This is a genomic window from Okeanomitos corallinicola TIOX110 (assembly GCF_038050375.1).
GTDB lineage: Bacteria > Cyanobacteriota > Cyanobacteriia > Cyanobacteriales > Nostocaceae > Okeanomitos > Okeanomitos corallinicola.
Genome location: NZ_CP150886.1, coordinates 396,170 through 415,583, shown reverse-complemented (window position 1 = coordinate 415,583; position 19,414 = coordinate 396,170). Strand labels below are relative to the sequence as shown.

Annotated in this window: 18 protein-coding genes; 6 read left to right on the top strand and 12 right to left on the bottom strand. The window is 40.6% G+C overall.

Features of this window, described 5'->3' with window-relative positions; all coding sequences use genetic code 11:
• Positions 1–8: 8 nt before the first annotated feature.
• A complete protein-coding gene (gene clpS / locus WJM97_RS01795; protein ID WP_353931359.1) occupies positions 9–290 on the bottom strand; it encodes an ATP-dependent Clp protease adapter ClpS in 282 nt (93 codons plus the stop codon).
• 250 nt (positions 291–540) lie between these two features.
• On the opposite strand from clpS, the gene WJM97_RS01790 reads away from it, so the two are divergent.
• Positions 541–906 (top strand): hypothetical protein, encoded by a 366-nt coding sequence (locus WJM97_RS01790; RefSeq protein ID WP_353931358.1) that lies wholly within the window; start codon positions 541–543, stop codon positions 904–906.
• 44 nt (positions 907–950) lie between these two features.
• On the opposite strand, the gene WJM97_RS01785 is transcribed toward WJM97_RS01790, so the two are convergent.
• Positions 951–1,148, bottom strand: a complete 198-nt coding sequence (locus WJM97_RS01785; protein ID WP_353931357.1) for a hypothetical protein — start codon at positions 1,146–1,148, stop codon at positions 951–953.
• A 605-nt stretch (positions 1,149–1,753) separates the two neighbouring features.
• On the opposite strand from WJM97_RS01785, the gene WJM97_RS01780 reads away from it, so the two are divergent.
• The 3 genes from WJM97_RS01780 to WJM97_RS01770 all read left to right on the top strand — a co-directional run bounded on the left by WJM97_RS01780 (position 1,754) and on the right by WJM97_RS01770 (position 7,834).
• Positions 1,754–4,474, top strand: a complete 2,721-nt coding sequence (locus tag WJM97_RS01780) for a TIGR03960 family B12-binding radical SAM protein (protein ID WP_353931356.1) — start codon at positions 1,754–1,756, stop codon at positions 4,472–4,474.
• Positions 4,475–5,050: 576 nt separating this feature from the next.
• Complete coding sequence (locus WJM97_RS01775) at positions 5,051–7,144, top strand: Rne/Rng family ribonuclease (RefSeq protein WP_353931355.1); 2,094 nt, start codon at positions 5,051–5,053, stop codon at positions 7,142–7,144.
• Positions 7,145–7,156: 12 nt separating this feature from the next.
• The gene (locus WJM97_RS01770) at positions 7,157–7,834 is read left to right on the top strand and encodes a ribonuclease HII (protein ID WP_353931354.1); all 678 of its coding nucleotides are present in this window, start codon (positions 7,157–7,159) and stop codon (positions 7,832–7,834) included.
• A gap of 255 nt (positions 7,835–8,089) precedes the next feature.
• On the opposite strand, the gene WJM97_RS01765 is transcribed toward WJM97_RS01770, so the two are convergent.
• Complete coding sequence (locus WJM97_RS01765; protein WP_353931353.1) at positions 8,090–9,478, bottom strand: IS4 family transposase; 1,389 nt, start codon at positions 9,476–9,478, stop codon at positions 8,090–8,092.
• 113 nt (positions 9,479–9,591) lie between these two features.
• Between WJM97_RS01765 and WJM97_RS01760 the strand changes: the two genes are divergently transcribed.
• A complete protein-coding gene (locus WJM97_RS01760; RefSeq protein ID WP_353931352.1) occupies positions 9,592–9,972 on the top strand; it encodes a hypothetical protein in 381 nt (126 codons plus the stop codon).
• A 215-nt stretch (positions 9,973–10,187) separates the two neighbouring features.
• Here the strand turns inward: WJM97_RS01760 and WJM97_RS01755 are convergent, their stop codons facing one another.
• Positions 10,188–10,775, bottom strand: coding sequence for a DUF1997 domain-containing protein (locus WJM97_RS01755; protein ID WP_353931351.1), 588 nt, complete (start codon positions 10,773–10,775; stop codon positions 10,188–10,190).
• 285 nt (positions 10,776–11,060) lie between these two features.
• Here WJM97_RS01755 and pheA point away from each other — a divergent pair, with 285 nt between their 5' ends.
• Positions 11,061–11,918 (top strand): prephenate dehydratase, encoded by an 858-nt coding sequence (gene pheA, locus WJM97_RS01750; protein ID WP_353931350.1) that lies wholly within the window; start codon positions 11,061–11,063, stop codon positions 11,916–11,918.
• A gap of 239 nt (positions 11,919–12,157) precedes the next feature.
• Here pheA and WJM97_RS01745 read toward each other — a convergent pair whose 3' ends face one another.
• The 8 genes from WJM97_RS01745 to WJM97_RS01710 form a co-directional block, all read right to left on the bottom strand.
• Entirely contained in the window at positions 12,158–12,808 is a 651-nt protein-coding gene (locus WJM97_RS01745; protein ID WP_353931349.1) for an LON peptidase substrate-binding domain-containing protein, read from the bottom strand.
• A 336-nt stretch (positions 12,809–13,144) separates the two neighbouring features.
• Positions 13,145–13,462, bottom strand: coding sequence for a 30S ribosomal protein S10 (gene rpsJ / locus WJM97_RS01740; protein WP_010998474.1), 318 nt, complete (start codon positions 13,460–13,462; stop codon positions 13,145–13,147).
• 156 nt (positions 13,463–13,618) lie between these two features.
• Positions 13,619–14,851, bottom strand: coding sequence for an elongation factor Tu (gene tuf, locus WJM97_RS01735; protein WP_353931348.1), 1,233 nt, complete (start codon positions 14,849–14,851; stop codon positions 13,619–13,621).
• Between the two features lie 22 nt (positions 14,852–14,873).
• On the bottom strand, positions 14,874–16,952 hold the full coding sequence (fusA, locus tag WJM97_RS01730) for an elongation factor G (protein WP_353931347.1): 2,079 nt from the start codon (positions 16,950–16,952) through the stop codon (positions 14,874–14,876).
• A 138-nt stretch (positions 16,953–17,090) separates the two neighbouring features.
• Positions 17,091–17,561 (bottom strand): 30S ribosomal protein S7, encoded by a 471-nt coding sequence (gene rpsG / locus WJM97_RS01725; RefSeq protein WP_353931346.1) that lies wholly within the window; start codon positions 17,559–17,561, stop codon positions 17,091–17,093.
• A 360-nt stretch (positions 17,562–17,921) separates the two neighbouring features.
• Entirely contained in the window at positions 17,922–18,305 is a 384-nt protein-coding gene (gene rpsL, locus WJM97_RS01720) for a 30S ribosomal protein S12 (protein ID WP_353931345.1), read from the bottom strand.
• A gap of 168 nt (positions 18,306–18,473) precedes the next feature.
• Complete coding sequence (locus WJM97_RS01715; protein ID WP_353931344.1) at positions 18,474–18,794, bottom strand: iron-sulfur cluster assembly accessory protein; 321 nt, start codon at positions 18,792–18,794, stop codon at positions 18,474–18,476.
• Positions 18,795–18,874: 80 nt separating this feature from the next.
• Positions 18,875–19,291, bottom strand: coding sequence for a phosphomannose isomerase type II C-terminal cupin domain (locus WJM97_RS01710; protein ID WP_353931343.1), 417 nt, complete (start codon positions 19,289–19,291; stop codon positions 18,875–18,877).
• Positions 19,292–19,414: the final 123 nt, after the last annotated feature.

Below are 19,414 nucleotides of genomic sequence, written 5' to 3'. Positions count from 1 at the left end.
ACTAATAACTATTCATCCGGTTCAATGGTGCTACTTAAACCATGACTTTTTAAAGTTTCACAATAAAATTCAGCGTGTTCTAAAGCACAGGTAATTACTAAAGCTAATCCGTTCTGATGAGCTTCCATCATAATACTAACAGCTTGGGGCTGGGTAATACTGGGTACGGTGGTCATCAGGACTTGAACGACATACTCCATAGAGTTAAAATCGTCATTATGGAGTAACACGCGATACCGAGGCGCAAGTTTACGGGTTGTGGAAGGCTTTTGAATAGTTTCTACTGACACGGCTCTTGGCTCTTTGATCTTTTATTCACTACAATATAGCTTCTGTTGAACATCAGCTTAACAGTTGTTTACCTAATTCTATAACACGATTGCTTTTATATTCTAGGCAAAAACTGATTTTCCTAGAAAAAGTAAAAATAGAAAATATCTATTCAGATTATAATATTAAACTGATGAGTGTGATTTATGAAGTTGCTCCTCAAATAAAAACAACCAACCACCGCAAAATCATTTATTCTCCTCTGTTTATATGAGTATCCACCCCAACTTTCAACTGGGACAAATTTTATCATTGGATTGTGGCAACAGAAATCTCTATTGTGAAGTTATTCAAGTCATAACTTCCCGTGATATTGGTTGGGTTCGTCCTTTACTACTAGCTGAATTTATCCAAGAACAACCTTTAATTACTGATTTGCGAGATGCTTCTGACTTGCTGTGGCCTATTGGTTTATTTCGGCCTGCACTCGACACAGAAGTAATTAGTCTCTTGAGCCAACTTGTGCCTAAAGAATCTAAAGTTAATATTGATAATGTTGCCCAACACAAACTCCAACAGTTTATTTACCAAGCCTGGCAAGCTTACCAAGACGGCAAAAAATTGGAAAATTCTTGAATGCAGAATTTAGTTATTGAGAATAATTGAGGGTTAATTACAATCTAGCCCCAGCGGGGAACTAATTGAACTCTACCCGCATCCATTTCAGCCATTAACAGTTCTAAAGCTTCATAGTCAACGTCTGATATGTAACCTAACTGAGTTAGTTCTGAGTTGATCTCATTTTCTATCTCTGGTGTTAACTTTTTGATGTGTAAAGCTTTTTCTACCAGTTGACGAATTGCGTATGGTGTGTTCATAGAGAATAAACCAACTTTAATTACTAACTATTATCGAAGATGTACTACAGTATAAAGAGTGAGCCAAGTAACTTAATTTAAGTGATTTAGATCACAATAAGTTTTGAGATACATAGTTGTATTACTGCTAGACTTTTGACCATCAATTAAGTGATGACGCGGTTAATCAAGGAGTAAATTATGACTTAAACCATTATCAGACAAGGCTAAATCAAAATTTCTGACTACGGTACAAAATTAATTAGTTTTTTGGCTGTCTATGTAGATTGTTTTGTAACTTGAAGAAAAAAAATGTATTTATAAACACACTTTATAGTGTGATCATGGTAATCTTTAAACAACGTTATTAATGCAATAAAGATTCAATAAAGAAAGCTCCAGTTTAGTTAATCCAGGAAAAAAGGTTTGTATTGACTGCTTAGGTTAATTTACTTTTTGTGACATTTTTTAACAGGTTAATCTAATCAATAGATAAGCTGGGTTGATCTGTGGTTAATTTTTTGATATCAGATATCATGTAATTTGATTTTAATTTTGAATCAAACAATTCTGAGTTACAATACAAGGGAATAAGTTGTAAATTAAGTTAGCTAAAAGATAGCAAAGTGGCTGTTTTAGTAGAAAAATTAATAACATCGGATATTTTAAAACCTGCTCGTTACCTGGGAAATGAGCGTTTAGCAGTACATAAGCCTTGGGATACAGCTACAGTCCGTTGGGTGCTAACCTACCCAGAAGTGTATGAAGTAGGGGCATCAAATCTAGGACATATCATTCTCTATAACATTTTAAATGCCCAACCTAGTCAACTTTGCGATCGCGCCTATCTCCCAGGCACAGATTTAGGAGCAAAACTTAGAGAAACTCAAACACCCCTGTTTGCCGTCGAGTCAAAACGCTCCCTCAGAGAATTTGATATTTTAGGTTTTAGCCTCAGTTATGAATTAGGGGCAACCAACATCCTGGAAATGTTAGATTTAGCCAGTATTCCCCTAACCTGGCAAGAGAGGAGTTCAGCAATTGGCAACAAAGATCAATGTTCCCCAGTCACCAATCACCAATATCCCCTGATTTTTGCAGGTGGACAAACAGCTACATCTAACCCCGAACCGTACACAGATTTTTTTGATTTTATTGTTTTAGGAGATGGGGAAGAACTATTACCAGAGATTGGTTTAGTTTTAGCAGAAGGGAAAACAGCAGGTTTAACTAGAGAAGAACTTTTATTAGACCTAGCACAAGTTCCTGGTGTGTATGTGCCGCAGTTTTATGAGATGGGGGAAAATGGGGCAGTTAAACCCCTGCATCCAGATGTACCAGAAAAAATTATTAGAAGGGTAGCAACACCTATTCCCGCCTATTCTATTGGTTTAGTTCCCTACGTCGAAACAGTTCATGATCGCCTAACCATAGAAATTCGCCGTGGTTGTACCCGTGGTTGTCGCTTTTGTCAGCCAGGAATGTTAACCCGTCCAGCGAGGGATGTAGAACCAGAAAAAGTAGTAGAAGCCATAGAAACAGGAATGAGAGCAACAGGGTACAATGAATTTTCCCTGTTATCTCTGAGTTGTTCTGATTATTTATCCTTACCCGCAGTAGGGATGGAAATAAAGAATCGCCTCAAAAATGAAAATATTACCTTATCATTACCGTCTCAGCGAGTAGATAGATTTGATGAGAATATTGCCAATATCTTAGGAGGTACACGTCAAGGTAGCTTAACCTTTGCCCCAGAAGCCGGTACTCAGCGAATGCGAGATATTGTTAATAAAGGGTTAACTAATGAGGAATTATTGCGGGGGATAAAAACTGCCTGGGAACAAGGCTGGGATAAAATCAAGCTGTATTTTATGATTGGTTTACCAGGAGAAACAGATGCAGATGTGATTGGGATAGCAGAAACGGTGAGATGGTTACAGCGAGAATGTCGGGGTAGAGGTAGAAGACCTCTGAATTTTAATTTAACGATTTCCAACTTTACACCCAAACCCCACACACCCTTTCAATGGCACTCCGTTTCTACCTCTGAGTTTCAACGCAAACAGGAATTGCTACGGCAAGAATTTCGCCGCATCCGCAATATCAAAGTGAACTTCACTGATATTCGCCTTTCTGCCATGGAAGACTTTATAGGCCGGGGCGATCGCTCTCTAGGTAAAGTTCTCCGTCGGGCTTGGGAATTAGGCGCAGGGATGGACTCTTGGTATGACAGTGTAGAAACAGCTTTTAATGCTTGGGAAAAGGCAATAGCTGAAGCTGGTTTAGACTGGAAATACCGTCAAGTTGAAAACGGAGAATGGAATATTTTCTCTGGAGAACACAAAGAAGAAAAAACACCGTCACCTGTAACCTGTCACCCCTTCGGGGTTCACCAGTCGCTTATGGGGGAAACCCCCAAGACCGCGCTGGCTCACCTGTCACCTTTTGACGTTCCCTTACCTTGGGATCACATTGATAGCGGGATTGATAAAAAATGGCTGCAAGAAGACTTAAACCGCGCTCTAGAAGCAGCAATTGTTCCTGATTGTTCTTTTGAAGGTTGTTCCCATTGCGGTGTCTGTAGCCCTGATTTTGGTCACAATATTGTGATTGAACCACCGACAATTCCAGAATTTTCTGGTGATTTTGTTGCCAATACCACCAAAGCCCAGCGGTTAAGGGTATGGTTTGGTAAACAAGGTAATATGGCTTTGGTAAGTCACCTCGATTTAATGCGTTTGTTGGATCGAGTCATGCGACGAGCAGATTTACCAGTAGCATTTAGTGGTGGATTTCATCCCCATCCCCGAATTGCGGTAGCCAGTGCTTTATCCTTGGGAAGTACAAGTAGTGGAGAAATAGTAGATTTTGAACTAACTCAACCAATGGATGTGGAAACTTTTCGCACTCAGTTGGTGAGTCAGTTACCCTCTGATATTCCCATCTACAAAGTAGAAGAGATACATCTGAAAGCACCCGCCGCTAACCAAGCAATGGTAGCCGCAGAGTATTTAGTGACAGTTTCTACACTAAGTGAAGTAACATCAGCAACATGGCAAGCATGGATCAAGGAAATTATCGCTAGAGAGGAAATTCTCTCAGAACATACGACTAAATCAGGCAAACACCAGATAATAAATCTGCGCGATCGCCTGTTTGAAATTGAGCTAGTACAAGTAGACACATCCCCTAGTGAATCCCAGGCTATCTTGCGTTATGTGGGTAGCTGTCGTCACGATGGTGTGAACTTGCGTCCTGAGCAAATATTGTCTATACTAGGAATAGTGGCTTGTCAAGAATTTCACCTTTTGCATATCCACCGCAATCAGCTAGTTTTAGGGAGATAGTTTCTCAAGGGCAACTTGCTAGTAGTTACTCGGAATAACTATATTCGCTATGAATTGATTTTTAGCAAGGTTGCGCTAGAATGAAGCGAAGAGAAATTTTCTGGCGCTGCGTTGAATGATTCTGATTCACTGCCCTGAAAACCAGGGAGTGCAAGCAAACATAACTAGAGTGTAGTTTCTAGGATTGTATCCCAGACAAACTGAGGCAGATTGAAAAACACTCTCTATAGCTACAGTGTGAATCAGTGACCAACAATAGCTTTACGCCTGAAATCTAACTCTATGCTTTTTTCAACACCTGCACCAATGCCTTTACCCCAGACGGTATAAAGTATTGGCTCAGAGATCAACCATAGACGGTTGATTTAATTACTTAAAACTTATGCAGCCGTTCTGAAATAATCAGGCGTGTAAACGCAATTACAGTGTTTTTACTAGCTTTCAACTGTGGGAAGCAATCTTAGATTTTGAATTTTTATTACCAGTAGCGCCTTGTAGGGCTGCCAGTAGGGGCTAGAGGTATAAAATAAGCTCCTTCTAATCCCCATTGGTGCTGCCAATTTTTGAGGAACTTGAATGCCAAAACAAATTATTATTGCAGAGCAACATCAGATTGCTGCTGTATTTTCCGAAGATCAAATCCAAGAACTCGTTGTTGCCACTGGTCATCATCAAATTGGTGATATCTACTTAGGTGTTGTAGAAAATGTATTACCTGGTATAGATGCAGCTTTCGTCAATATCGGCGATCCAGAACGCAACGGTTTTATTCATGTTACTGACTTAGGACCGTTAAAAATTAAGCGTAGTTCCGCAGCTATTACTGAATTGCTGACACCACAGCAAAAAGTATTAGTGCAAGTAATGAAAGAGCCGACTGGCACAAAAGGCCCAAGGCTAACAGGTAATATTACCTTGCCAGGACGTTATGTAGTGCTAATGCCCTACGGTAGAGGGGTAAATCTGTCTAGACGGATTAAAAGTGAAAGTGAGCGCAACCGTCTCCGCGCCCTAGCAATTTTAATTAAACCTGCCGGTATGGGTGTCTTGGTGCGGACAGAAGCTGAAGGAAAACCAGAAGAAGCAATCATTGAAGACTTAGAATTGCTACAAAGACAATGGGAAGTAATTCAGCAAGAAGCCCAATCTACCCGCGCTCCTGCCTTACTGAATCGGGATGATGACTTTATCCAGCGGGTATTGCGGGATATGTACGGTGCAGATGTGAATCGCATAGTTGCTGATTCCAGCACTGGTTTAAGAAGAGTTAAACAGTATTTACAAAACTGGAGTGGAGGTCAAACACCACAGGGCGTATTAATTGACCATCACCGCGATCGCTCACCCATTTTAGAATACTTCCGCATCAATGCAGCTATTCGTGAAGCCCTCCGACCCAGAGTAGACTTACCTTCCGGTGGTTACATCATTATCGAACCCACAGAAGCTTTAACAGTAATTGACGTTAACTCCGGTTCTTTTACTCGTTCTGCAACAGCTAGAGAAACTGTCTTGTGGACAAATTGTGAAGCAGCTACAGAAATTGCCCGTCAACTGCGTCTGCGAAACATTGCCGGTGTGATTGTAGTTGATTTCATTGATATGGAATCAAGACGTGACCAACTACAAGTTTTAGAACATTTTAACAAAGCCCTAAAAGCAGACAAAGCCCGTCCACAAATTGCCCAATTAACTGAACTAGGTTTAGTAGAACTGACCCGCAAACGCCAAGGTCAAAACATTTATGAATTATTTGGTGAACCTTGTCCAACCTGTGGTGGTTTAGGACACACCGTACGCTTACCAGGGGAAATAGAACACCGGATGCCTATTCCCGCAGCAGACATTCCAGAGCGGTTTACACCCATGCCGCAAAGAGAACAGAGAATGCCCACTGCACGCATTTCCGAACCACGGGAAGCCTATGATGGTTTTGGAGAAGGATTTGATGATACAGAATTGAGTCCTGTTAACCTTGTTAACCATCCTAGTTATCAAGAACTAGGAGATAACAAACGTCGTAGCCGTACCCGCAGGAGTCGGATCGGTATCAATGGGACTAATGGCAAAGATGAAATCCGATTAAGTGGTTTTCCTCACGATTCAGATTTAGACTTGGATGGTGATGGTGAAATCAATTCTTCATCAGAAAATTCATCTCTCCTCCCTGATGTGTCAGACCGAGACACTACACGTACACCCAGTTTGATCAAATCCGGTTGGAGTGAGAAACCAGAACGTGCCAAGCTGAAAATAGATCCTGTCAAACCAGTGGTAGAACCACCACAGATTGTTTCTATAGAAATGTCTTCCCAAGAGCAAGATATGTTTGCTTTGATGGGAATCTCTCCAGGAGTCAAATTAGAATCAGAAGTTAAAAATCCCAAATCTGTGATTTTTAACGTGGTTCAACCAGGAGAAGAACCAAGCAATAGTATAACTGAATTAACTTCAGAACCACCAGTTTCAGAAACACCAAAGCCTGAAGTTAACAAAGTAAAAATTACCACACCAAAAGCTGAGACAGAAGAACCATCTTCAGAAGATTCTCCAAACGTTGGATTTGAATCTTTTACAAACGAAGAAGAAACAAATCAAACCTCTACTACTCCTAATCGTCGTCGTCGTCGCCGTTCTTCGGCTTCAAATCCAGATTCAGAGGATGGTTAATCACTTCTATTTATGGCAGAAACAGAGCTAACATCTACGCCTGTTTGTGTAACCCCACCCTCAGCAGTGTCTAGTTGGTGGGAATTTTCCACCTACTCTGATGTTCGTGGGTGGGTTTCTGGTATAGATGAAGTAGGGCGTGGTGCTTTATTTGGCCCAGTAGTCGCAGCGGCGGTGATTTTGCCAACAGAGGCTTTACCACAACTAATCGCCGAGAAAATCACAGATAGTAAAAAGTTATCTAGTTCTCGGAGAAATAAGTTATCAAAGCAAATTGCTACATTAGCTGTAGATTGGAAAATTGGTTATGCTTCCACTGCGGAAATTGATGGTCTGAATATTTTACAAGCGACACTGTTAGCCATGAAACGGGCTGTAATCAAGTTAAAAGTTGTGCCTGAACTCTGCTTAGTTGATGGCAATCAGTTCATCAGAGGTTTAAATATACCACAAGAAACTCTGATTAAAGGAGATCAGCGATCGCTTAACATTGCGGCGGCCAGTATCATGGCTAAAGTTTGGCGAGATGACCTCATATTACGCTTAGGTGCTAAATATCCTATGTATGAATTAGAGCGCAATAAGGGTTATGGCAGCCAAAGACATCTACTGGCTTTACAAAAATACGGTCCATCACCCTTACATCGTCTTTCTTTTCGTCCTTGTCAAATACCTGGAATTAGACAATAGGAAAGAGGAGAAGACAAATTTCCCCAATCACAGAAGACGGCGAGGAAGCACATTCCTTACAGGGGTGGCAATACTGCTCGGTTAAGGAAAAAGAGGGGGTAAGATCAAGGGAAATATGTTCGCGTTTTATTTACGAGAACTAAGAGCCGAGAGAAAACAGAAAAGCCACACCGTGAACACAGAACAGTGTCCCTATGAATAAAATAATATTCAATTGCTCAAATATAAAGGTAAGAAAGCGAAAATATAATCAGACTAACTAGCAATTTTTTTAATCATAAAAGAAGGTTGATTGATAGTGGTACTACCACGATGACATCGTTTTTTACTGAGGAATTTGGAGCGCGTCTTTTTCAAAACTCTAGGATTACTTCTAAATTGAGGAGGAGGGATTTCTAAATCTAAAATTTCTGCAACTAACCAACTATAAAATAGATGTAAATCTTCAGCAGCAGCTTGTTGGAATTGAGGAACAGCACGTCGAATTAATCGTAAACTACCAGTAAAACTCAAACGTAATGGAGAAATACCAGCTTCGGCAGCACTTTGGAACATCAAACAACGAATACAAAAATGTCCCAACAACCAACCATAAATTTCTTGAATGACTTCACGAGGATTCTTAGAACGAACCAGAGTTTTGCGCCCCAATAGATGCACCTTTAATTCATCCAAAGTATTTTCAGCTTCCCATCTAGTATGATATTCTTGAGCCAAAACCAGTGCTGGGTAAGCCGAAATATCCATTAAATCAGTAATCAAACGGTATACTTTCTCAGAACCATTATCTTCAATCACATATTCAATGACACGAATAGGAATTCTGGTTGCACCTTTCTTTTTAGATTTACCATCAGGTGCAATCCAAGACAAATAAGAACCATCAGCCAAAGTCTTAACTACCTCAAATTTCACATTCGCTGGTACACGACCAAGGATATGACACTTTTGTTTGATTGCGGCATGAACCATTTTAAAAGAATGCAATCCCCTATCCCACATTAACAACATTCCTTCCCCAACACTGCGAAGAATTTGAATCGCTCTTTTTCTTTCGCCAATTCGATAGGGACTCAATAGAGCATCAACAATTACATGAGTTCCTGCTTCTACTAAGAAAACCAATCTAGCTTTGGGAAAAGCTGGATATGTACCCGGTCTTGAACCAGGATAACCAAATACTTTAGCATTGGCTGGAGTATCAGGAACATCAAAAACTGTTCCGTCTATAGCCATCAATCTTAAGTTTCCCAAAAAAGCACCTGGTGTTTGTATTGTAGCTAGGGGTTTTGCTACCATTTCAAACAAACGAGTCATCACAGCAGGACCGATTCTTTGACGTGCTTCGCTGATAGATGAAGAAGTTGGTGCAGTAAAACGTAGACGATGGGGTATTTGTAAACTACTCAAACCTTGAATCAAATTTTTGAAGACATCAACTATGGAGTCAGTTGACCAAAAACTCATGGCAATGACTAAAGCTACAACTACGTGAGTGGGTAGTATTCGTTCTCTTCGCTCTTGAGACGAAGTATTAATGATTGCTCTGTGTATAGTTTGAGCGGGAATGACTTGTTCTAACGCCACCAGCAATTGTGCTTTGGCCACTGATGCTGTAATGACTTCAAAGTTGATTAGTGACATTTGCACCCCTGTTCAGTTTCATTTTAGTTGTAAAATAGTATAGAATAAATGGGTTAATGTTCTCGTACTTAATCCGCGAACAAGTAATTTTTTCTCATTCCCCCCGTAAGTCAATGCCTGCAAAAGACTCAGATATTATTTCTAGAGCCGAATTAATACAACAAGCTATTGCGACTTTACAACTATCTATTCAACAAATTCAGGCTTCTGGGGAGGTAGCACCTCCTGGATGTTGTGTTTTGCGTTACCAAGCACGGGGTAAACAGGGTACTTATTGGTATTACAAGTTGCAGGCTAATAAACCTATCTTCCCTACTCAACAACCTGATAAACTCAGCAAATATAAGCATTTAGGCAAGGCTGGCAGCCCCAATCATATTCATGCTGTCCTCTCAGTTGCCAGACGAACCCAAATTGACCACTTGCAGTCTTGTATTGATTCTCTTAGGCAAAATTGGGTGGAATTATACGATAGCCTCAAAGAGAAAAAGTAAATTTGTTAGTTCTCGTAAATAAAACGCGAACTCTTTTCTCCTGATCTTACCCCCTCGTTTTCCTTAACCGAGCAGTATTGACAGGGGTGGGAGGAATCGCCGTCCGCCGTCTTGGGCAAAGGGCATTGGGCATTGGATTTCTTCCCAATGCGCTATGCGCCATGGCCCATGCCCGCGAAATCCCCCTTGCTTCAGCCGGGGTATGAGCTTAATAATCATTCAAAGTTAAGAAGTGTGATTTCAGTATTATCACTTTTCACATCAATATTTTGTGTTTGAGATATTACCCAATAGCGATAATCTGATAGTAGATGATGTAATAATCTTTGCTTGATTGTTAATAGAACACTTTTGAGTAAGCCATTACCTGTAGCTTCCAAAATTGCTTTTGGGGTCAGGGAAAATGGTTGAGGAATATCTACCAACACTTCTAAGTCAGCCTTTCCATGTAGCCAAGTTTCATTATTATTATGGTAGGGTGATAGATACCCTTTTAAATTCAGAGAAAACCGCTGGTTAATATACTCAAAACCTCGGATTTCACAACCTACAGAGCGTAAGTAAATAGTTCCTTGGGTATCTGCCCAAACTCTCATATCTACAGTAGGTTGAATTTTCAAAGACATAAAATTCAGAGGTCGCATTTTTAAGCGAAATACATCCTCTGATAGTTGTTGAATTCTACTATTGTCAGCCAAAGTTCTCACCAGACGTTGGGGCTGACGCAAGTAGTGTTGAATAGGTATAGGTTGCTTGGGTACAGCAATTTCGACTGATTGAGAGGCGGTAAACTTGGTAGGCATAAGTAGATGAGATAATTATGTTTTAATTTTAATATTTTTTAACAAAGTAAGATAATTTCCACAAAATCAACAGATTTATTCATAATCACTCAGAATAGTCAGTAAATTAGTGATATATGTAGTCAAGAATTCTTGTTTGAGGATTAAGGACTCAAGCCTCTAAAATACTTGATTTCTGAGAGCAAATAGAGTTTTGATTTTGTAACTTATGTAACTTTAGCACTCAGTGCAAACCCAAAATTTTTTATATTCAATCTCCAATTTGTAAAAAATTTGTAAACTATTATGAGTTTAGCGATTGCCCATTTAGGACCAGCAGGGACTTACTCCGAACAAGCAGCCTCTTTCTATCTCAACTGGCTCAAAACTAATCAAGGGACAGACGCAACCTTATCTGCTTACCCTACCATTGTCAAATCATTACAAGCTGTTACCACAGAACAAACTCAAATAGCTGTCGTACCCGTTGAAAATTCCATTGAAGGTAGCGTTAGTATGACAATGGATAGTCTTTGGCAACTTGACAGTTTAAGAATTCAACAGGCTTTAGTTTTACCCATCAATCACGTTTTAATTTCCTGTGCCGATAGCTGGGATAAAATTGAAACGGTATTTTCTCATCCCCAAGCATTAGCACAATGTCAACAGTGGTTGGCAAAATTTCTCCCCAATGCAAATTTAATTCCTAGCAGTTCTACCACTGAAGCACTAGAACGAATTCCCCAAATACCTACAACAGCAGCAATATCTTCCCATAGGGCAGCCCAACTTTACAATTTACCCATTCTTGCCAGCGAGATTAACGACTATCCTGAAAACTGTACACGTTTTTGGGTAGTGGCTCAAGCAAGTCAGGAACAGGAGTTATTCACGCCCACTCACACATCGTTAGCTTTTAGCACCCCTGCAAATATTCCTGGCGCACTCGTTAAAGCTTTAGAAGTATTTGCCCACTTGGGAATAAATCTCAGTCGCATTGAATCCCGGCCTACCAAGCGTTCTCTGGGAGAATACTTATTTTTTCTAGATATAGAAGCACCAGTTAACTCAACTTTAATGGCATCAGCCTTAGCAGAGTTAACCAGTTGCACAGAGGTTTTAAAGATTTTTGGTAGTTATAGCGTATTGACTGTTAGTAAATAACTTTGACATACCTCCTCGTCCTAAAGGAGCGAGGATTCCTTGACACTTCGCTGGAATGCGCCACAAGTGGTCTTACCGTCCCTCCATGTCCGTTTAGAGTCTCCCAATGCCCTATGGCGACTATACCTAAATTTTACCATAAAGCCGTCCTAGAAGGACGGGGCTTGTATCCCATTCTTTTGGTCAATTACCAACAAGTAACCAAAACAAAAACGGATTGAAGTTTTGAAAGTTAATAACTAACCCATATTATTAAAAGTGTCTTTTAAAACAGAGCGTGCAGCCAGATGATTACGAGTAGAAGTTAAAATTTCTGCTTCTCTTTGCAAACGAGCCGATGTATCTTGTAGTTCTAACAACGCTTGCTGTTCAGGAGCGACACCGTAAAGATTGCTCGCTACCCAGTAAGACAACTCAGTAGGTAAATCAGGTAAATCTTCTGGTAGTTCAATATCTTTTTCAGTTAACTTAGCTGAAAGACGAACAACATCACGTAGTAATTGTTCTACTTCTGTTGATAAAGAGTGTAAATCATCAGATGTTGGTTGGTCTTCAATCCATTCTACTAAACCCACACGATAGGGTTTTTCACGAACGTACTCTAAAACCCTAAACCTTTGCTGTCCCAGAGTTAACATTTCCATTCGGTCATCAGGTAGACGCTGACAATGAATAATTTCTGCACAGCAACCAACGTTAGCAATTGTACCTTGGATTGGATCGACCATTAAAACGCCAAACCTGCGATCGCTCTCCAAAATCGTATTCATCATGATTCGGTAACGAAATTCAAAGATATGTAAAGGTAATGGTCGAGTAGGAAAAAGAACCACTTCAGGCAATGGAAACAGAGGTAATTCACGGACGGCAATTTTAGAAGAAGATGTCATTGTTATTTGGATATAAATTTTATTCTTATTTATTCTTAAAATATATTTTTCCCTACTTTTCCCATACTTTGTTATTTTAACATTAATTTTACTAGGTATAGCAGGTGACAGGGAACAGGTGCTACGCCACGGTGACATAGACAGAAGTCTTTCAGTGTCTAAGTTTTAGTTCTGCTTAATGTCCTAACCGCCTTGTCCATTGCTATAAATAAAAAGCCCTGAGAGAAATCTGCTCAGAGCTTAGTTAAGATTAACACTATATGTAAGTAAACTTGCAATCATCAATTTTGAGTCAGTTTTTCTACAACTGACAGATGATCATTAATCACAGACTAATTACAATTTCACTTCGATATCTACACCAGATGGTAAATCTAACTTCATCAGCGCATCAATAGTCTTAGAAGAAGGCTGGTAAATATCAATAATCCGACGATGAGTACGGGTTTCAAAATGTTCGCGGGAATCTTTATCTACGTGAGGTGAGCGCAGGACACAATATATCTTTCGTTTTGTGGGTAAAGGAATCGGACCTATAGCTGTAGCGTTAGTGCGGTTAGCTGTATCTACAATCTTCTCGCAAGATGTATCCAATAAACGTCGGTCGAAAGCTTGTAAGCGAATTCTAATCTTCTGCTGCTGTAAAGTTGCCATCTTTAGTTTTCCAGGTTCTGTTAATTTTTAGATTGTGTGTTGAAGTGTAAGATTTTAGATACTATCGCAAATCTAAAACCATTGATCAGAAATAAAAGGAGCAGAGATGAATTGTACCATCTCTGCTCCCTTGTGATCAGAGCAAAAAGGTGAGTATTATTTCAGGATTTTAGCTACTACACCAGCACCAATAGTGCGGCCACCTTCACGAATAGCAAAACGCATACCTTGCTCAATCGCAATAGGGTTAATCAGTTCAACTGTCATTTTAATCCGGTCACCAGGCATAACCATTTCTACGTCACTGCCATCATCTGCGGTGTATGCGGTAATAGTTCCAGTTACATCGGTTGTACGTACATAGAACTGAGGACGATAACCAGCGAAAAAGGGAGTTTTGCGTCCTCCTTCTTTTTCAGTCAGAATATAAACTTCACCTTCAAACTGAGTGTGAGGAGTAATAGATTTAGGCTTGGCAATTACCATACCGCGCTCGATATCTGCCTTTTGGATACCGCGTAGCAATACACCAGCGTTATCACCAGCCATACCTTCATCAAGACTCTTCTTGAACATCTCAATTCCGGTAACGGTGGTAGCACGGGTATCTCTGATACCTACCAATTCAACGTTATCACCAACTTTAACTTTTCCGCGTTCAATCCGACCAGTCGCAACTGTACCACGACCTGTAATGGAGAATACGTCTTCTACCGCCATCAAGAAGTCTTTATCAACATCACGTTCGGGAGTGGGTATGTAAGAATCTACAGCATCCATCAATTCATAGATTTTATCAACCCACTCATTTTCCCCCTTTTTAGTTTTGGGGTTTGCTGTCATTGCTTCTAGAGCCTTTAGACCAGATCCTTTGATAATAGGAATATTATCACCGTCAAAGTCGTACTGAGAAAGTATTTCCCGAACTTCGAGTTCTACCAACTCCATCAATTCTTCATCATCTACCATGTCTTCTTTATTCAAGAAAACAACTAGGCTGGGAACACCTACTTGTTTTGCCAAGAGAATGTGTTCACGGGTTTGGGGCATGGGACCATCAGTAGCAGCCACTACCAGGATACCTCCATCCATTTGCGCTGCACCAGTAATCATATTCTTCACATAGTCAGCGTGACCAGGACAGTCTACGTGAGCATAGTGACGTTCTCCAGTTTCATACTCAACGTGGGCAGTATTAATTGTAATACCCCGTGCTTTTTCTTCGGGTGCATTATCAATGTCAGCGTATCCTTTACCTTTATTATTTTCATCAGCAGCTGCCAAAGTCATAGTGATAGCTGCTGTTAAAGTTGTTTTACCGTGGTCAACGTGGCCAACAGTACCAATATTTAAGTGGGGTTTATTTCTTTCAAACTTTGAGCGTGCCATGAATGATTGTTTCCTTTTTTAATTATGCGTTCCCTTTACTTTTGGCGATGATTGCCTCAGCCACGTTGCGAGGTACTTCATCGTAATGGCTAAATTCCATTGAGAATATGCCCCGTCCTTGAGTCTTAGAACGGATAACAGTGGCATAGCCAAACATTTCTGCCAATGGTACTTTAGCTGTCACTTTCGCTAGACCATCTTCAGATCCCATTCCTTCAATTTGTCCACGACGAGAGTTGAGGTCGCCCATGACATCCCCAAGGAAGTCTTCAGGAACTTCTACTTCAACTTTCATCATCGGCTCTAGAAGGACAGGTGAAGCTTTTGATACGGCGTTTTTCATCGCCATTGAACCAGCGATTTTGAAAGCCATTTCAGAGGAGTCTACATCATGGTAAGAACCATCTACTAAAGTGGCTTTGATATCAATTAGTGGATAGCCAGCTACTACACCAGATTCACAACATTCTTTCATTCCCTGCTCTGCGGGGTTGATGTACTCTTTTGGTACAGTACCACCTACAATTTTGGAAACGAATTCAAAGCCAGCACCTGGTTCTGCTGGTTCTAAGTCAATAACTACGTGACCGTATTGACCTTTACCACCACTTTGACGAATGAATTTACCTTCTACTTTGGTGACTGGTTTACGAATTGTCTCACGGTAAGCTACCTGGGGTGCGCCCACATTAGCTTCTACCTTAAATTCACGTAACATCCGATCTACCAGAATTTCTAGGTGTAATTCTCCCATCCCGGCAATTACGGTTTGGTTGGTTTCTGGATCAACACTGACACGGAAGGTGGGATCTTCTTCTGACAAAGATTGCAGTGCTTTGGACAATTTGTCCATGTCATTCTTGGTTTTGGGTTCAACCGCAACCGAGATTACAGGTTCAGGAATAAATAAAGATTCCAGAATTACAGGTGATCCTTCATCACATAAGGTGTCACCGGTTAAGGTATCTTTCAATCCTACTGCTGCACCTAAGTCACCAGCCCGTAGTTCATCTACGTCTTGGCGCTCGTCTGCTTTCATCAGCACTAGACGAGAAATACGCTCTTTCTTACCTTTACTGGCGTTAAGGACGTAACTACCTTTTTTAAGTACACCAGAGTAAACACGAATAAATGTGAGGCGACCATAAGGATCAGCCATGATCTTAAATGCCAAAGCCGCTAGTGGTTCGTTGTCATCAGCGTGACGCTCAACGGACTCACCATCTAGCAGTGTGCCTTGAATTGCTGGTACTTCTGTTGGTGCTGGCAGATAGTCTACAACTGCATCTAACATCAACTGCACGCCTTTATTTTTGAAGGCTGAACCACAAAGCACAGGTACAATTGTTCCTTTAATTGTACCTTTACGTAAAGCTGTACGGATTTCCTGTTCTGTAAGTTCTTCGCCCTCGAAGTACTTATTCATCAGTTCATCATCAGTTTCTGATACAGCTTCTATCAGCTTGGTGCGGTATTCTGCTGCCTTTTCTTGCAATTCGGCAGGAATATCTGTTGTTTGAATATCTGTTCCCAGGTCATTGGTGTAAATGTATGCACACATTTTTACCAGGTCAATGATGCCCTGGAATTCGCTTTCACCACCAATGGGTATTTGAATAGCAATGGCGTTTGCTCGCAAGCGATCGCGCATTTGCTCATGAACTTTGTAAAAGTTCGCACCTGTGCGATCCATTTTGTTAACAAACGCAATCCGAGGTACTTTATAACGGTCTGCTTGCCGCCATACTGTCTCGGATTGGGGTTGTACACCACCTACGGAACAAAATACAGCTATTACACCATCTAAAACACGCATGGAGCGTTCAACTTCGATGGTGAAGTCAACGTGACCTGGAGTGTCAATAATGTTAACTTGATGATCTTTCCAACTGGTACTAATCGCAGCAGCAGTAATGGTAATTCCTCTCTCCCGCTCCTGTGCCATCCAGTCTGTAACGGCAGTTCCTTCGTGAACTTCACCGATCTTATGAACTATACCAGAGTAAAATAATATTCTCTCTGTTGTAGTTGTTTTTCCCGCATCTATATGCGCCGCAATGCCGATATTGCGTACTTTCTCCAGCGGGTTTGTGCGTGCCACAGTAACCTCCTATAATTTTTGCCTCATGATATCTTGTATATTACTCTTTGTTAAGATTCTATACTTTTACGGAAAACCGTCTTTACTAAAACTCTGGCGATATACCGCTTTCTGTTGAGCGATATATCGTTGTTCCACTTAGTAACGGTAGTGTGCAAATGCTTTGTTGGCTTCGGCCATCCGGTGCGTTTCTTCACGCTTACGAATGGAACTGCCTGTTTCGTTAGCAGCATCCATTAATTCATTTGCTAGTCTACCAGCCATGGTTCGTCCTGCTCTTTCTCTGGAAAATCTTACCAACCAGCGTAATGCTAGAGTTGTACCACGATCAGAGCGTACTTCCATAGGTACCTGATAGGTCGCTCCCCCTACTCTTCGCGCTTTTACTTCAACTAGGGGTGTTGCGTTGCGGACTGCTCTTTCAAATACTTCTAGGGCATTGCTACCTGTCCGCTCTTCAATGGTTTTCATGGCATCATATACAATCCTGGCAGCAAGGGATTTTTTTCCATGACGCATTATCCGCCGCATCATCATGCTAACGAGACGACTATTATAAACTGAGTCAGGCGGAACAGGCCGCCTTTGACTAACTCCACGACGAGACATACTTCATCCTTGAATTCGGAATTTGGCAACGAAATTATATAGTATCAGAACATAGGGTCTTGATAGTGGTATAACTAACCACTCTCGTTCCCTTGATTTTTTCTTCCAGTATTAATTAAAGATCAACCAATGGATCTCTTAATGCTCTACTAGACAGGTAAGACGATAACATTATCAACTTTAATATTTACATCAAAGTGTAGCTATCGCTTAATTTATCGTGATTGACAACCCTGACAGTCGCACCTGAGTACAGGGTACAGATTTATTTATCAACAAGAAGAGACGTGAGATTCTTTCTTTTATCAGGGTCCAGGTTAAGACGATTAATCGTTTTTTATGTGATTAACCGCCTATATCCTATTTTTTCGCTTCTTTCGGGCGCTTTGTCCCATATTTGGAACGTCCTTGTTTCCGGTCTTTAACTCCAGCTGTATCGAGTGTGCCACGGATAATGTGATATCTCACACCAGGTAGGTCTTTTACCCGACCACCACGAATCATGACTACAGAGTGTTCTTGCAAGTTGTGGCCAATTCCTGGAATGTAAGCTGTGACTTCAAATCCAGAGGTAAGCCTTACCCTTGCCACTTTGCGGAGGGCTGAGTTAGGTTTTTTTGGTGTAGTTGTGTAGACTCTGGTACAAACACCCCGACGTTGGGGACATTCTTTCAGAGCGGGAGATTTGGTTTTCTGACGCGCTAGTTCGCGTTCACTACGTATTAATTGCTGTATTGTTGGCATGAGTGACAGCGCGTGAAGCTGCTTATGTTATATTTTAACAAATCCTGATTATAGCGTTTTTGGTGTTTTTACGTCAATTATTATTTTTGGGAGGATATCAAGGAGTCAGGAGAAGAGGGGAGAGGGAAAAAAGATTTTTCCCAATGACGAATAACCAATGACCAATAACTAAATAGCAAAAGAATTACCACAGCTACAGGTACTGGTAGCGATGGGGTTATGGAAACGAAAGCCCCCACCCATAAGATCCTCTGAATAATCTACAGTTAAATTGTCAAGATATCTTATACTTTCTTTATCTATGAGTAGCTGAATATCATTGACATCAAAAACCTGATCTTCTGCATTGACAACTGTATCAAAGGAAATATCGTATATCCAATCAGAACAGCCGCCTTGTCTCACGTGCAAGCGAAACAAAATATTCGGCTGTTGCTTACGTTTTAATCTTTCTATCTCACTGGTTGCTGCGGGACTCAAATGAATCATGGAATTTGGGCAAAGACGAGAAAATCCATATTCAATATTACAGGAGTCAGAATCAAGAATTATTTTTTCCCAATTCCCTACTACTTATCACTACGAGCATAGTCATCTTGGTAGCGAATAATATCATCTTCGCCTAAGTATTCACCATTTTGAACTTCAATTAAAACTAAGGGAATAACTCCAGGATTTTCTAAACGGTGAGTTGTACATTGCGGTACATAAGTTGACTGATTATTACTAAGTAAAATTTCTTGTTCTCCACAGACTACCTTCGCTGTACCTGAAACAACTATCCAGTGTTCGCTGCGGTGGTGGTGCATTTGCAAGCTAAGACGATGACCTGGGTTTACTTCTATCCGTTTAATTTTGTAACCTCTGCCTTCTTCTAAAACTGTAAACGAACCCCAAGGACGCATTTCACTGGCAGCTATTCCTCTGGAAGTGATGCTAGGAAGGGGTGAAATATTTTTTGCTACGGTTTCTGTTAGTTGAGCCATAATTACCTCGTGAAAAATCTATAAAATAGTTATTATTCTTAATAATTGTTAACACTGTTAACAGAATTATCTGTGTTATTGCTAAAGGGAAAATTAGCAATTTTAATTCTCTTTGATTACGAT

Coding starts and splice junctions, on each gene's coding strand:
- WJM97_RS01745 (WP_353931349.1), bottom strand. CDS start 12,808: ATGACATCTTCTTCTAAAATTGCCGTCCGTGAATTACCTCTGTTTCCA.
- tuf (WP_353931348.1), bottom strand. CDS start 14,851: ATGGCACGCTCAAAGTTTGAAAGAAATAAACCCCACTTAAATATTGGT.
- pheA (WP_353931350.1), top strand. CDS start 11,061: ATGAGTTTAGCGATTGCCCATTTAGGACCAGCAGGGACTTACTCCGAA.
- WJM97_RS01770 (WP_353931354.1), top strand. CDS start 7,157: ATGGCAGAAACAGAGCTAACATCTACGCCTGTTTGTGTAACCCCACCC.
- WJM97_RS01785 (WP_353931357.1), bottom strand. CDS start 1,148: ATGAACACACCATACGCAATTCGTCAACTGGTAGAAAAAGCTTTACAC.
- WJM97_RS01775 (WP_353931355.1), top strand. CDS start 5,051: ATGCCAAAACAAATTATTATTGCAGAGCAACATCAGATTGCTGCTGTA.
- rpsG (WP_353931346.1), bottom strand. CDS start 17,561: ATGTCTCGTCGTGGAGTTAGTCAAAGGCGGCCTGTTCCGCCTGACTCA.
- WJM97_RS01765 (WP_353931353.1), bottom strand. CDS start 9,478: ATGTCACTAATCAACTTTGAAGTCATTACAGCATCAGTGGCCAAAGCA.
- WJM97_RS01760 (WP_353931352.1), top strand. CDS start 9,592: ATGCCTGCAAAAGACTCAGATATTATTTCTAGAGCCGAATTAATACAA.
- rpsJ (WP_010998474.1), bottom strand. CDS start 13,462: ATGGCAACTTTACAGCAGCAGAAGATTAGAATTCGCTTACAAGCTTTC.
- rpsL (WP_353931345.1), bottom strand. CDS start 18,305: ATGCCAACAATACAGCAATTAATACGTAGTGAACGCGAACTAGCGCGT.
- WJM97_RS01790 (WP_353931358.1), top strand. CDS start 541: ATGAGTATCCACCCCAACTTTCAACTGGGACAAATTTTATCATTGGAT.
- WJM97_RS01710 (WP_353931343.1), bottom strand. CDS start 19,291: ATGGCTCAACTAACAGAAACCGTAGCAAAAAATATTTCACCCCTTCCT.
- WJM97_RS01755 (WP_353931351.1), bottom strand. CDS start 10,775: ATGCCTACCAAGTTTACCGCCTCTCAATCAGTCGAAATTGCTGTACCC.
- WJM97_RS01715 (WP_353931344.1), bottom strand. CDS start 18,794: ATGATTCATTTGAGTCCCGCAGCAACCAGTGAGATAGAAAGATTAAAA.